Here is a 13905-nt window from a genome sequence, read left to right on the forward strand (position 1 = left end):
AACATGCTGGCAATCATAGGCGGTACCGGAATGGCACAGCTTGCCTGCCTGGAAGTGTCGAACCGGCAGGTGATACGCACGCCCTATGGCGAGCCCTCGGGGCCGCTGACCTTCGGCCGGATCAAGGATCACGAGGTCGTCTTTCTCGCGCGCCATGGCTACGGCCATACCATCCCGCCGCACGTGGTGAACTATCGTGCCAATCTGTGGGCGCTGCACTCGCTGAGTCTGACCCGCGTGATATCCGTGGCCTCGGTAGGCGGGATACGCAGCGATCTCGCGCCCGGCAGCATCGTCATTCCCCACCAGATCATCGACTACACCCATGGGCGCAAGCATACCTACTACGACACCACCGATCGTCCCGTCACCCATATCGATTTCACCGAGCCCTACTGCCCGCTGACGCGGGAACGTCTGCTGCAGGCGGCGGACCGCGCCCGTCAGGCCATCATCGACGGCGGCGTGTATGGCGCGACCCAGGGGCCGCGCCTGGAGACCGCGTCGGAAATCGACCGGCTGGAGCGGGATGGCGTGGACATGGTGGGCATGACCGGCATGCCGGAGGCTGCGCTGGCCAAGGAACTGCACCTGTGTTACGCGACCATCGCGGTGGTCGCGAACCATGCCGCGGGCCGGGCGACGAGCGCACGCGCCATCCACCTCAAAGACGCGCATGCCGTGCTGGAGAAGGCCATGGTGGGCGTCCGGAGCATGCTTGAATGGGCGGTGGAACTCGATGCCGACTAGGACCGTATTGAAGATGGGCGATCCCCGCCTGCTTCAGGTCGCGCGCAAGGTGGAGGCGTTCGACACACCCGAACTCGACGCCCTGCTACAGGACATGCATGACACGATGGCGGCACTGGACGGCGCAGGGCTGGCCGCGCCGCAGATCGGGGTGGATCTCCAGGTCGTGATATTCGGGGTGCGGCGCAACCCGCGCTACCCCGATGCGGAGGAGGTGCCGTTCACCGAACTGATCAATCCCGAGATTGCGCCCCTGACGCAGGAGCAGGAGCAGGGCTGGGAGGGCTGCCTCAGCGTGCCGGGCATGCGCGGCATGGTGCCGCGGTTCACCAGGCTACGCTACCGGGGCCGGGATCGGCACGGCGAAGCCATCGATCGCGTGGCCGAGGGTTTCCATGCTCGCGTGGTGCAGCATGAGTGCGATCACCTGCAGGGCATACTGTATCCCATGCGCATCACCGATTTTCGCACCTTCGGCTTCACCGACACCCTGTTCCCGGGCCAGGCGCTTACGGACGATTAGGCAGCGGGCGCGCGCCCAGGCGGTCCTTGCGGTCCATGCCCATGGACCCGGGTACGTCGGATTCCTCCGGCGATGCCGTATCGGCGCGGATCACCTGCGCGAGTTCCTGCGCCAGGTGGCGAGCGCTGCGTTTTCCGCTTTCAGCGATGATATGGGCCGTTTCGCGGTAGAGCGGGTCGCGCTGGGCATACAGTTCGAGCAGCCTCTGGCGCGGATCGGAGGTCTGCAGCAGCGGCCGGTTGCGGTCCTGCCGGGTGCGGCGCCACAGGTCGTCCACCGCTGCCTTGAGATAGATGACCGTGCCGCTGCGCTTCAGCAACTCCCGGTTTTCCCGCTGGAGCACGGCGCCTCCGCCGGTGGCGAGCACGATATCCCGCCTTTGCAGCAAATCCGTCAGGACCTCGGCCTCGCGCCGGCGAAATCCCGATTCACCCTCGATTTCGAAGATCACGGGGATATCGACGCCGGTACGCCTCTGGATCTCGCGATCCGAATCGAGAAAGGTTCTTCCCAGAAGGTTCGCCAGCAGCTTGCCGATGGTGGTTTTCCCTGCACCCATCATGCCTATCAGCAGGATGTTGTCGGGGGTGCGATGCCGCTCGCCCATCCCTGGGGCCGGCACAGAGGGTGCAAGGATGGAGTCCATCCGTCCATTGTAGCGGAAATGCCGGGCGGCGAGAATGCCGGGTTCGCGGGAGCGGCCTCGGCAGGCAGTGGGGTGGGGCTGCCTCGCTCCTACTCGGCGGGCAGCAGCGGGGCGACGCTGAATTCCTCCCGGTTCAGCCTGCCGTCCCGATCCATATCCAGGCTTCTGAACACGCTTGCCGGCATCTTCTGCGCCTCGGCCTCCTCTGCGCTGACATAGCCGTCCTTGTCCGTGTCGTACAGTTCCCACGGGGGAGGGACGCCGTCCTCGGGACCGTCTGTCGGCGCCTGCGCCTGCGCGGCGGCACAGGCGATCAGCGCGGCGGCTGCCCATGCCAGCCGCCGCCGGAGGGGCGCAGACGCGTTCCCTCTGCCTCGGCTTTCAAGTGTGCTCCGGGAAAATGGGTGCATGCCGATGCTCCTCCGGTGAATGCTCAGTACCTGCCGCGGGCACGCAGCAGACGTATCATCGACGGCAGCAGCTGCCGTGCCAGCAGCGCCCTGACCGGGCCGCTCAGCAGTCCGGATGTCAGGCGGGCGCCGCCTCTGGTGGCGGCACGCAGGGACGGTCGCGGTGCCAGCACGATGACGGCCGCCAGTCCCAGGGTGAGGGAATAGGGGTGCCGTGCCAGGAACCTGAAGGTGTGGCTGCGCGGAAACGCGGAGGGCGCATGGCGCGATGCCTCCGCCCTGACGAACCGGGCGCGATAGGCATCGCGACGCGCCTGCATGCGTGCCAGCAGGGCGGTTTTCTCTTCCTCCAGGGAGGAGGGAGCGCTCATCCCACATCCTTCATCAGCTTGATATCCTGCTGCAGTTCGTCGCGCAGCGTCTCGAACGGAGAGGCCGGTTTCGCTATGCTTCCGTCATTCAGGACGAGGTACGCCACGACCGCGCCCAAGCCGTAGACGGCAGCCACTGCCCATGCGGAGATCGTGCGGTAGGGGGTGTCCCAGAAGGTGACGACGATCGCCAGCCCCAGGAAGATCAGGGCAAGGAGGACCAGCATGCCCATGATCAGGAAGCCGACGATTCGTCTCTTCAGCTCCTGCCTCTGGATCTCCGCGGATATCCTGACCAGCTGCAGGTAGTCGTCGACGCGCTCCAGCGCCATGCCCGCCAGATACCGGGCCTTCTGCAGAGACTCAAACACGGCGGGACGCCCTGGTTGCAGCGCTTACCGGACGCATCCTACCGACGGGCGATCAGCAGGCCGAGCAGAAGGCCGGTCAGGGCGGCGTAGCCTACCGACTGGATGGGATGTTCCTTGACGTAGTCCCGTGAGCATTCCACTCCGTGCTCGAATTGGTTGCGGGCGTCATTGACCAATTCGCTGGCGGTTTCCCTGCCGGCGGCGATCTTCTCCAGCAGCCTTTCCTTGGCTTCCTCCACCTCCGCTTCCGACAGGCTGGAGATACGGGAGATCAGGTCGCTCAGGTCGGCGCGCAGATTGGACAGTTCCTCGCCGGCGACGTCGCTTACCCGCTTTCCCGCCGACCGGGCGGCGCTGCCCACCCGGGATGCGGAAGCCCCGGCCCGTTGCGCCACATGTCTTGCCTCGGCCTGCGCCTCGTCCGATTTGGTCCTGGAAGTATTATTGGTCGTCATAGATCGCTCCATATATGTGATGGGTATCGTACACTGGTATTTCAGCATGAAACAGCAGTGTCCTGCAACCGACGATCCCGGTATGTGCGTCGACGCACATAAAGCCTGCTTCGCGGCCCTCTGCGCCTGCGCCGGTGGCGCCGTGTCCCCGGATGCGGAGCATCGGCGGCGGGTTCAGTTCATTGAACAAAGTGCGCGCAACGGTGCTATAATCCCGCGCTAATCCGGCTGGCGGCGTCGATTCCCGTTTTCCATCGATCGTCCGGGCACCGGATTGAATTCGCATATCCGCCCGTTCCGAGGGTGCTCTCGCGCAGAGAGGCTGTGGCGGATAGAGGCTCAACCCAGAGGAGAATCCGTTCATGTCGGTAACCATGCGGCAAATGCTGGAAGCGGGTGTCCACTTCGGACACCAGACCCGTTTCTGGAACCCCAGGATGGCCCCTTATATATTCGGCCATCGCAACAAGATACACATCATCAATCTGGAGAGAACCCTGGTGATGTACCAGGAGGCGATGAAATACGTGCGCCAGCTGTCCGCCAACAAGGGCAGCATCCTGTTCGTGGGCACCAAGCGGCAGGCACGCGACATCGTGCGCGAGGAAGCGCGGCGCAGCGGATCGCCCTACGTCGACCAGCGCTGGCTGGGCGGGATGCTGACCAACTTCAAGACGATCAAGCAGTCCATCAAGCGCCTGCACGACATGGAGACGATGGCGGGGGACGGCACGCTGGACAGGCTGTCCAAGAAGGAGGGGCTGGACATCCAGCGCGAACTGGAGAAGCTCAATCGCAGCCTGGGCGGCATCAAGGACATGAAGGGCATCCCGGACGCCATGTTCGTGATCGACGTAGGCTACCAGAAGGGTGCGATCGTCGAGGCCAAGAAGCTCGGCATTCCCATCGTGGGGGTGGTGGACACCAATCACAGTCCCGAGGGCCTGGACTACGTCATTCCCGGCAACGACGACTCCAGCCAGGCCATACGGCTGTATGCGCGCGGGGTTGCGGATGCGATCCTGGAGGGTCGCAACCAGGTCGTCCACGAAATCCTGGCGGGCGAGCTGGCGGAGGACGAAACGGCCCTCCCGGAGTAAGGCCGCCACATGCACAGCAGCCTGACAGGCTGGGGGGTGCGGCGGATTCGACCAATTTCGTATCAGGAGTCGCCATGGCGGATATCACCGCGCAGATGGTCAAGACGTTGCGTGAAACAACCGGGCTGGGCATGATGGAGTGCAAGAAGGCGCTCGCCGAGACCGATGGAGACATGAAGGCGGCGGAGGACCTGCTGCGGATCCGCAGCGGGGCCAAGGCGGGCAAGGCCGCCGGCCGCATCGCGGCGGAAGGCGTGGTGGCGGCGTGCATCGCCGACGATGGCAGGCATGGCGCGCTGGTGGAGGTCAACTGCGAGACCGACTTCGTCTCCAGGAACGAGGATTTCATCGATTTCGCCCGCAACCTGGCGCAATGGGTGGCGGGGAACGACGTGGCGGACATCGCGGCGCTTTCGGCCGCGATCCTCCCGGGCGGCGAGACCGTGGACGGACTGCGCCAGGGGCTCGTCATGAAGCTGGGCGAGAATATCAGCGTGCGCCGCTTCGCGCGACACGTCACGGAAGGGAATCTGGCCTTCTATCTGCACGGGACCAGGATCGGCGTGATGGTGGACTACACGGGCGGCGATGAAGCCCTGGGCAGGGATCTGGCCATGCACATCGCCGCCAGCAAGCCGCTGTGCGTTTCGCGCGACCAGGTCTCCCCCGACCTGCTGGAGCGCGAACGGCAGATATACACCGCGCAGGCGGCAGAGAGCGGCAAGCCTGCTGACATCGTCGCAAGGATGGTGGAAGGGCGTATCGCCAAGTACCTTGCCGAAGTGACGCTCCTGGGCCAGCCCTTCGTCAAGGATCCGGACCGGGTCGTGGAAAAGCTGCTGGCGGAGAAATCCGCCACGGTGAAGGGATTCACCCTGTTCGTCGTGGGAGAAGGGATAGAGAAGAAGTCCGGCGATTTCGCCGCGGAAGTGATGGCCCAGGTGAATCAGGTCAAGGTGGATCAGGTATCGCAGCCGGGGTAGGCATCATGGCGACCAGCGTCTTCAGGCGCATCCTTCTCAAGCTTTCCGGCGAAGCGCTGATGGGCGAGGATGACTATGGCATCAACCGTGCCATGATCGATCGTATCGCGGTGGAAATCGGAGACGTGAGCCGTCTCGGCGTGCAGATCGGCGTGGTCATCGGCGGAGGCAACATTTTCCGCGGCATGACGTCCGCCGAAGACGGGATGGATCGTGCGAATGCCGACTACATGGGCATGCTGGCCACGGTCATGAACGGCCTGGCGCTCCAGGAGGCGCTGCGCCGGGCCGGCCTGGCGAGCCGCGTTCAGTCCGCGCTGCGGATCGACCAGGTGGTGGAGCCCTACGTCCGCGGCAAGGCGCTGCGCTATCTGGAGGCAGGCAAAGTGGTCGTCTTCGTCGCCGGAACCGGCAATCCCTTCTTTACCACCGACACCGCCGCCGCCCTGCGCGGCATGGAAATGAACGTGGACATCGTGCTCAAGGCCACCAAGGTGGATGGCATCTATACCGATGATCCAAAGACGAATCCCGACGCCGCGCGCTACCGCAGCCTGTCGTTCGACGAAGCCATCGGCCGGAACCTGCGGGTGATGGATGCCACCGCCCTGACGCTCTGCCGCGACCACAAGCTGTCGCTCAACGTGTTCAGCATCTTCAAGGCGGGTGCGCTCAGGCGGATCGTGCTGGGCGAGGACGAGGGAACCGTGGTGCAGGCCTGAAAACCTGCGCACGTCGCGTTCCATTCCGGCCACCGCCGGGGCGCGCCGCGGGAACACCGCCGTTTTCCCGTAACCTAAACTGCCATGACTGCCGACATCAAGAAATCCGCTGAACAGAAAATGCAGAAAAGCCTGGACGCGCTGCGACAGGATCTGGGCAAGATACGCACCGGGCGGGCCCACACGGGGCTGTTGGACCACATCACGGTCGACTATTACGGCGCCGCCACGCCCATCGGCCAGGTGGCCAGCGTCAACCTGCTGGACGCCCGCACCATCGGCGTCGCGCCCTGGGAAAAGAAGCTGCTGGGTGCGATCGAGAAGGCGATCCGCAATTCCGATCTGGGGTTGAACCCCGCCACCGTGGGCGAGATCATCCGGGTGCCCATGCCGCCGCTGACCGAGGAGCGTCGCCGCGACCTGACCAAGATCGTGAAGCAGGAGGCGGAAACCGCGCGCGTCGCGATGCGCAACGTCCGGCGCGACGCCAATGCCCAGCTGAAGGATCTGCTCAAGGAGAAGGCGATCGCCGAGGATGACGAGCGCCGCGGGCAGGAGGAAATCCAGAAGCTCACCGATCGCTATATTTCCGAGATCGACAAGCTGCTGCAAACCAAGGAAGCGGAACTCATGGCAGTCTGAACAGCCTGCCGTCGGCTGCGGGACTGGAGGTTCGGCTCCCGGCTCCGGGGGGTGCCCGCTTCACCGCACATTCCTCATATCCTTGATATCGGTCCAGCATGCGCACCTTCCGTGAAGGAAACCACGGCCTCATTGAACTTCCCTTATGTCCCTGATCACCAGTTCAACACGCGAGATACCCGAAACCGGCCAGGTTCCGCGGCATATCGCCATCATCATGGACGGGAACGGACGCTGGGCGAAAAGGCGCTTCATGCCGCGCGTGGCCGGACACAAGCGTGGGGTCGAGACGGTGCGGGCAGCGATCAAGGCGTGCGTCGAACACGGGGTGGAGTATCTCACCCTGTTCGCCTTCAGCAGCGAGAACTGGCGCAGGCCGGTGGACGAGGTCACCTTCCTCATGCAGCTCTTCATCACGGTGCTGGAGCAGGAGGTCGTCAAGCTGCATGAAAACGGCATCCGCTTCAAGGTGATCGGAGATCTGTCGAGATTCGAGCCCAGGATCGTCGAGTTCGTTCGCAACGGTGAGGTGCTGACTGCCGACAATACCCGCTTCACCCTGACCATCGCAGCCAACTACGGCGGGCGCTGGGACATCATGCAGGCGGTCCGCCGGATGCTGGCGCAGCGCCCGGAACTGGCGATCGGCTTCGGGGAGGAGGATTTGATGCCGTACTTCGCGCTGAACTACGCCCCGGAACCCGATCTGTTCATCCGTACCGGCGGGGAAAAACGCATCAGCAATTTCCTGCTGTGGCAGCTGGCGTATACGGAACTGTATTTTACCGATACGCTGTGGCCCGATTTCGACCGGCGCGCGCTGGATCTGGCGATCCGCTCCTACCAGCAGCGCGAGCGCCGTTTCGGCCGCACCAGCGAGCAGCTCCAGTCGGCGGTTGCGGCGGGCGAGCGCAAGAAGATCGCCGAGAAGATGTCCACCAAGAAAGCGGTGAAACTGGGCTAGCCTCGAACGGCCGGCTGCCCGCGCCCGCATTCCATGCTCAAGACCCGGATCCTGACCGCCGTTCTCATGCTGCTCCTGTTCCTGGCGGCGCTGCTCTACCTGTCCGCGATCTTCTGGACCCTCCTGCTGCTGGTTCTCACGGTGGCCGGCGCATGGGAATGGGGCAGGCTCGCGAAGCTGCCTCTGAGACAGTTCATCGCCTACCTGCTCCTGACCGCGCTCATCGGCGGCGAGCTGCTGTTCGCGCTGGGCGACGCCGTGCTGGCCGACTCCCATACCGGCATCTTTCTCTGGGCATACGGGACATCGGCCATATTCTGGATGGTGGTCGTCCCCTTGCTGTTCGCACTCGACCGCCTTCCCGGCAATCCGGCAGTCCTGGGATTGATGGGCTGGATACTGCTGTTTCCCACCTGCTTCGCCCTGTTCCAATTGCGTGCGATCGATCCGCTATGGCTGCTGGGTCTGATGGCCACGGTCTGGATCTCGGACAGTGCGGCGTATTTCGCCGGACGCGCCTGGGGCCGGCGCAAGCTCGCACCACGGATCAGCCCGGGCAAGACCTGGGAAGGGGTGGCGGGCGCGCTGGCCGCTGTGGCGCTGTATGCGGCCATATGGATCGGCCTTGCCGGGGAAAGGGTCGATGGCGTGCTGCTGTTCCTGCTGCTGATGGCGCTCGTGCCGCTGGGCATCGTCGGCGATCTGTTCGAGTCGGCGATGAAGCGCTACGCCGGCGTCAAGGACAGCGGCAATATTTTGCCCGGCCACGGTGGTATACTTGACCGCATCGATGCGCTGACGTCGACGTTGCCGATTGCCGCCCTGGCGCTCCTGTTCCTACAATCCGAGCTACGATAGCCCATGCGCCACCTCACCATTCTCGGCTCCACCGGCACCATAGGCGTCAATACCCTCGATGTCGTGGTTCGACACCCGGGCAGGTTCCGCGTGGCGGCGCTGACCGGTCATCGCAACGTGGAAAGAATGCTGGAGCAGTGTCGCCTCGTCCGGCCAGAGCATGCGGTGATGCTGGACGCCACCAGCGCCGAGCAGCTGCGCTCGGGCATCCGTGCGGAAGGGCTGGCCATCGAGGTGGGATGCGGTGTCGAATCGCTGGAGAAGGTGGCGTCGCTGCCCGAGGTGGACACCGTGATGGCGGCAATCGTCGGCGCCGCCGGGATACGCCCGACGTTCGCCGCGGCCGCGGCCGGCAAGCGCGTGCTGCTCGCCAACAAGGAAACCATGGTGATGGCGGGGCGGATCTTCATGGACGTGGTGCGGCGCGGCCGTGCCACGCTGCTGCCGATAGACAGCGAGCACAACGCCATCTTCCAGTCGCTGCCGCAGTCCTTCCGGGGAGACCTGGAGGCGGTGGGCGTGCGCCGGATCCTGCTCACGGCGTCCGGCGGGCCGTTCCGGAGGCTCGCCCTGGAGGCGCTGGAAGCCGTCACGCCGGGGCAGGCGTGCGCCCACCCCAACTGGGTGATGGGTCAGAAGATCTCGGTCGATTCCGCCACCATGATGAACAAGGGCCTGGAGGTGATCGAGGCGCACTGGCTGTTCGACGCCGCGCCCGAGAAGATCCAGGTGGTGATCCATCCGCAAAGCATCATCCACTCCATGGTGGAATACGTGGACGGCTCGGTGCTGGCCCAGCTTGGCAATCCCGATATGCGCACCCCGATTGCCCATGCCCTGGGTTTCCCGGAGCGGATCGAAGCCGGCGTGGCGTCGCTGGACATGTTCAAGGTGGCGCGGCTGGATTTCGAGGCCCCCGATCCGGGTCGCTTCCCCTGTCTGGGGCTCGCCTACGAGGCCCTCGCCATCGGGGGCAGCGCGCCAGCGACCCTCAATGCCGCCAATGAGGTGGCGGTGGAATCCTTCCTCGGGGGGCGGATGCCGTTCACCGCGATTCCCGCCATGATCGAGCACGTGATGGGCGCCACCGGCCACGACGCCGTGACCACGCTCGACGACGTGCTGGCGGCCGACGGCACCGCGCGCCAGGCTGCGCACGAGTGGCTGGCCTGCCTGGTATAGGCGGGTGGGGCTGCCGAGCCGGTGCCGGCAAGACGCCTGCCGGGGCGGGGATATCCCGCAGAGGGACAGGGACCTCCGCCATGAGAGGGCCATGACCGTGCCGCCGGCGGATCCCGGTGCGCCCGCCGGGGGCGGCATTCCGTCCGCCGATCGCCCCTTGCCGCTGCGCGTGCCGGTTCCGCGCCATGCAGCGGCCATACGGCCCGCCGGATGCGCGCCGACGCGGGATCGTCCGCGCGCATCGGCATGACGCTCCTCTCCACGCTTGCCGCCTTCATCGTTGCGCTGGGTCTGCTGATCGTATTCCACGAATTCGGCCACTATCTGGTGGCGCGCTGGTGCGGGGTGAAGGTGCTGCGCTTTTCCATCGGCTTCGGCCAGCCGCTGCTGAAGCGGCGCTGGGGCGCGGATCGGACCGAGTGGGTGGTGGCCGCCTTCCCGCTAGGGGGCTACGTGCGGATGCTGGACGAGCGGGAAGGCGAGGTGCCGCCCCAGGATCTGGCGCGTTCCTTCAACCGCAAGCCGGTCGGGCAGCGGTTCGCCATCGTCGCGGCCGGGCCGGTGGCCAACTTCCTGCTGGCCATCGTGTTGTACTGGCTGCTGTTCATGCTGGGCGTCAGCGGCATGAAACCGGTGGTGGGGCAGGTCGCGCCCGCGAGCCCCGCCGCCCTGGCGGGCTTCGAAGCCGGGGAGACGATCGTCGGGATTGGAGGCGAGCCGGTCGCCACCTGGCAGGATGCGCGCTGGACGCTGCTGTCCCACGCGGTGGAGCGGCCCTCCTCCCTGGCCGTCGAGGTGCTCGATCCCAATGGAGGCCGTCTTTCCCGGTTTCTGGACCTGAGCGGCATGCAGTCCGAGGATCTGGACGGAGACTTCCTGCCGCGGATCGGCCTCGGCAATCATCAGCCCGCGATCCGGCCCCTCGTCGCCAAGGTCGTTCCGGGGGGGGCGGGCGCCCGTGCCGGGCTCCTGCCGGGCGATGAGATCGTGGCGGTGGACGGTGCCGGGACCCCGCTTTGGGAAGAGGTGGTGCAGCACATACGCACCCGCCCCGGCATGCCGATGATGCTGGAAGTACGGCGCGGGCAGAGCACCTTCGAACTGGAGGTGGTGCCCGACGCCGTGACCGAGCGCGGCGAGGAGATCGGCAGGATCGGGATCGGGCCGCAGATCGACCAGGATGAACTGGAGCGCCTGCTGGTGGACGTCAGATATCCGCCCGGGCCGGCACTGGTCAAGGCCGCGGGCAAGACCTGGGAGATGTCGGTGTTCACGCTGCAGATGCTGGGCAGGATGGCGATCGGACAGGTGTCGTGGAAGAACGTGAGCGGCCCCATCACCATCGCGGACTATGCCGGCCGCTCGGCGCAGATGGGTCTGGCGGCCTATCTCGGGTTTCTCGCGCTCATCAGCATCAGCCTGGGCGTGTTGAACCTGCTGCCGATTCCGGTGCTGGACGGCGGGCATTTAATGTATTATGTCGTCGAAATCGTCAAGGGCAGTCCGCTTTCTGCCAGGGCCATGGAGATCGGTCAGCAGGTCGGGATGGCATTGCTGTTCACCCTGATGGTGTTCGCCATCTATAACGATGTCAGCCGGCTCGTCTCTAGCTGAAGCATGAATGTCGAGGTATGAGAGTCCATCATCTGGCAGCACTGGTCCTTGCGTGTTGCACGCCGGCGGCATGGGCTCTCGAATCGTTCGTGGTCAAGGATATCCGGGTGGAAGGCATACAGCGCACCGAAGCGGGAACGGTGTTCAGCTACCTGCCGGTGAAGGTCGGCGACACGCTCGACGACGAGACCGCCGCCGCCGCCATCAAGGCGCTCTATGCGACCGGCTTCTTCAAGGACGTGCGCCTGGAAGCGGACAATGGCGTGCTGCTCGTCGTGGTGGAGGAACGTCCCGCCATCGCCCAGATCACCATCGTCGGCGCCAAGGAATTCGAGAAGGACAAGCTGAAGGAAGGACTGAAGCAGGCGGGCCTGGCGGAGTCGCGCATCTTCGATCGCTCGCTGCTGGAGAAGGCCGAGCAGGAGCTGAAGCAGCAATACCTCAGCCGCGGCAAGTACGGGGTCAAGATCACCACCACCACGACCCCGCTGGACCGCAACCGGGTCGGCATCAATTTCAACGTGGACGAGGGCAGGACCGCCAAGATCCGCAGGATCAACATCGTCGGCAACGAGAACTTCAAGGAAAAGGAGTTGCTGGACGTGATGGTGCTGCGCACGCCCGGCCTGCTCACCTGGTTCACCAAGGAGGACCAGTATTCGAAGCAGAAGCTGGCCGCCGACCTGGAATCCCTGCGTTCCTTCTACCTCAACCGCGGCTACCTGGAGTTCAACATCGAGTCCACCCAGGTATCGATCACCGCCGACATGCAGGACATCTACATCACGATCAACATCGTCGAGGGGAACCAGTACACGGTATCCGACATCAAGCTCGCCGGTGACCTGCTGCTGCCGGAAGAAGAGCTGCGCAAGCTGGTGAAGCTGGCGCCGGGCGACGTGTTCGCGCGCGAGAAGCTGACGGAATCCGTCAAGCTCATCACCGATCGCCTGGGGGACGACGGCTATGCCTTTGCGAACGTCAATGCCTCGCCGCACCTGGACCCGGAGAAGCGCGAGGTGGCGTTCACCTTTTTCATCGATCCGGGCCGCCGGGTCTACGTGCGGCGCATCAACATCACCGGCAACGCCCGCACCCGCGACGAGGTGATCCGCCGCGAGATGCGCCAGTTCGAGGGGGGATGGTATTCGACCTCCAAGATCAACCAGTCCAAGCTGCGCATCGACCGCCTCAACTACTTCACCGCCGTCAACGTGGAGACCCCGGCCGTTCCCGACGCGACCGACCAGATCGACGTCCATGTGGAGGTCAAGGAAAAGGCGACGGGGGCGGTCATGTTCGGTGCCGGTTACTCCAACATGGAAGGCCTGATACTGAGCGGCTCCGTCGCCCAGGACAACATCTTCGGCACCGGCAAGTTCGTCAACCTGATGGTCAACACCGGCAGGGTGAACAAGACCTATTCGCTCTCCTACACCGACCCCTACTTCACGAGCGACGGGATCACCGGCGGGTTCGATATCTACAAGCGCGTGCTCAATACGAGCGCGCTGTCCTCGGTGAGCACCTTCAACACCGACACCACCGGCGGCGGCGTGCGCCTCGGGATTCCCCTGAACGAAAACGACAGCATCATGGCCGGGCTGGGCCTGGAGAACACGAAGCTCGATCTCGGGCCCAACAGCCCGCAGCGCAACATCGACTTCGTGAACGAGTTCGGCCGGAGCACCATCAACATCCCCGCGACGCTGAGCTGGCGGCGGGACGGCCGCGACAGCGCCATCTGGACCACCTCCGGCACCACGCAGCGCGTGTTCCTGGAAGCGGGCCTGCCGGGCGGCGACCTGACCTACTACAAGGTGGACTACCAATTGAAATGGTACTTTCCCCTCACCAGCCTTTTCACGCTCATGCTGAACGGGGAGCTGGGGTACGGGGACGGCTACAACGGGAAGAGCCTTCCTTTCTTCAAGAACTTCTTCGCCGGTGGCAATACGTCGGTGCGGGGCTACAATATCAGTTCGCTCGGTCCGCGCGACGCCAACAACCGCACCCTGGGCGGCAACAAGCGGGTGGTGGGCAGCATCGAGATCCTGTTTCCCATGCCGGGCATGAAGAACGACCGCTCCGTGCGCCTGAGCGCATTCCTGGACGGGGGCACCGTATTCGGGCCGGGCGGGACGAGGCCGGAACTGGAAGGTTTCCGTTATTCCACCGGCATTGCCGTGACCTGGATTTCGCCGATGGGGCCGCTGAAGGTGAGCGTGGCCCAGCCGATAAACAATAATCCGGGCGACAACCTGCAGCGTTTCCAGTTTCAGTTCGGGCAGCAGTTCTAACCAGATGAGGGCCG

The 13905-nt window shown here is 64.8% G+C and carries 16 protein-coding genes; 11 read left to right on the forward strand and 5 right to left on the reverse strand.

Annotation, left to right across the window (positions count from 1 at the left end; all coding sequences use genetic code 11):
• The first annotated feature begins 3 nt into the window (after window positions 1-3).
• Window positions 4-750, forward strand: coding sequence for an S-methyl-5'-thioinosine phosphorylase (locus tag BT108_RS03910; protein ID WP_072293237.1), 747 nt, complete (start codon window positions 4-6; stop codon window positions 748-750).
• On the forward strand, window positions 740-1273 hold the full coding sequence (gene def, locus BT108_RS03915) for a peptide deformylase (RefSeq protein WP_072293238.1): 534 nt from the start codon (window positions 740-742) through the stop codon (window positions 1271-1273). The genes BT108_RS03910 and def overlap by 11 nt, the downstream gene beginning before the upstream one ends.
• On the opposite strand, the gene BT108_RS03920 is transcribed toward def, so the two are convergent.
• From BT108_RS03920 to BT108_RS03940, 5 genes are all read right to left on the reverse strand, one after another.
• On the reverse strand, window positions 1260-1880 hold the full coding sequence (locus BT108_RS03920) for a shikimate kinase (RefSeq protein WP_255369602.1): 621 nt from the start codon (window positions 1878-1880) through the stop codon (window positions 1260-1262). The two genes, def and BT108_RS03920, sit on opposite strands and share 14 nt — an antisense overlap.
• 128 nt (window positions 1881-2008) lie before the next feature.
• Complete coding sequence (locus BT108_RS03925; RefSeq protein ID WP_072293239.1) at window positions 2009-2329, reverse strand: EF-hand domain-containing protein; 321 nt, start codon at window positions 2327-2329, stop codon at window positions 2009-2011.
• A 23-nt stretch (window positions 2330-2352) separates the two neighbouring features.
• The gene (locus BT108_RS03930) at window positions 2353-2700 is read right to left on the reverse strand and encodes a hypothetical protein (protein ID WP_072293240.1); all 348 of its coding nucleotides are present in this window, start codon (window positions 2698-2700) and stop codon (window positions 2353-2355) included.
• Entirely contained in the window at window positions 2697-3071 is a 375-nt protein-coding gene (locus BT108_RS03935) for a phage holin family protein (RefSeq protein WP_072293241.1), read from the reverse strand. The genes BT108_RS03930 and BT108_RS03935 overlap by 4 nt, the downstream gene beginning before the upstream one ends.
• 38 nt (window positions 3072-3109) lie before the next feature.
• A complete protein-coding gene (locus tag BT108_RS03940) occupies window positions 3110-3526 on the reverse strand; it encodes an ElaB/YgaM/YqjD family protein (RefSeq protein ID WP_072293242.1) in 417 nt (138 codons plus the stop codon).
• Window positions 3527-3888: 362 nt separating this feature from the next.
• Here BT108_RS03940 and rpsB point away from each other — a divergent pair, with 362 nt between their 5' ends.
• The 9 genes from rpsB to bamA all read left to right on the forward strand — a co-directional run bounded on the left by rpsB (window position 3889) and on the right by bamA (window position 13891).
• Complete coding sequence (gene rpsB / locus BT108_RS03945) at window positions 3889-4626, forward strand: 30S ribosomal protein S2 (protein ID WP_072293243.1); 738 nt, start codon at window positions 3889-3891, stop codon at window positions 4624-4626.
• 74 nt (window positions 4627-4700) lie between these two features.
• Complete coding sequence (gene tsf, locus BT108_RS03950) at window positions 4701-5609, forward strand: translation elongation factor Ts (protein WP_072293244.1); 909 nt, start codon at window positions 4701-4703, stop codon at window positions 5607-5609.
• 5 nt (window positions 5610-5614) lie between these two features.
• The gene (pyrH, locus tag BT108_RS03955) at window positions 5615-6331 is read left to right on the forward strand and encodes a UMP kinase (protein ID WP_072293245.1); all 717 of its coding nucleotides are present in this window, start codon (window positions 5615-5617) and stop codon (window positions 6329-6331) included.
• A gap of 84 nt (window positions 6332-6415) precedes the next feature.
• A complete protein-coding gene (frr, locus tag BT108_RS03960; protein WP_072293246.1) occupies window positions 6416-6973 on the forward strand; it encodes a ribosome recycling factor in 558 nt (185 codons plus the stop codon).
• A gap of 145 nt (window positions 6974-7118) precedes the next feature.
• Window positions 7119-7937 carry a polyprenyl diphosphate synthase gene (gene uppS / locus BT108_RS03965; protein ID WP_072293247.1) on the forward strand — a complete coding sequence of 273 codons (819 nt, stop codon included), beginning with the start codon at window positions 7119-7121 and terminating at the stop codon, window positions 7935-7937.
• Window positions 7938-7970: 33 nt separating this feature from the next.
• Window positions 7971-8795, forward strand: a complete 825-nt coding sequence (locus BT108_RS03970; protein ID WP_072293248.1) for a phosphatidate cytidylyltransferase — start codon at window positions 7971-7973, stop codon at window positions 8793-8795.
• A gap of 3 nt (window positions 8796-8798) precedes the next feature.
• Window positions 8799-9977 carry a 1-deoxy-D-xylulose-5-phosphate reductoisomerase gene (ispC, locus tag BT108_RS03975; RefSeq protein ID WP_072293249.1) on the forward strand — a complete coding sequence of 393 codons (1179 nt, stop codon included), beginning with the start codon at window positions 8799-8801 and terminating at the stop codon, window positions 9975-9977.
• A 246-nt stretch (window positions 9978-10223) separates the two neighbouring features.
• Window positions 10224-11591, forward strand: a complete 1368-nt coding sequence (rseP, locus tag BT108_RS03980; protein ID WP_072293250.1) for an RIP metalloprotease RseP — start codon at window positions 10224-10226, stop codon at window positions 11589-11591.
• 17 nt (window positions 11592-11608) lie between these two features.
• Entirely contained in the window at window positions 11609-13891 is a 2283-nt protein-coding gene (gene bamA / locus BT108_RS03985; RefSeq protein WP_072293251.1) for an outer membrane protein assembly factor BamA, read from the forward strand.
• Window positions 13892-13905: the final 14 nt, after the last annotated feature.

This window comes from Nitrosovibrio sp. Nv17 (genome assembly GCF_900119085.1).
Lineage (GTDB): Bacteria > Pseudomonadota > Gammaproteobacteria > Burkholderiales > Nitrosomonadaceae > Nitrosospira.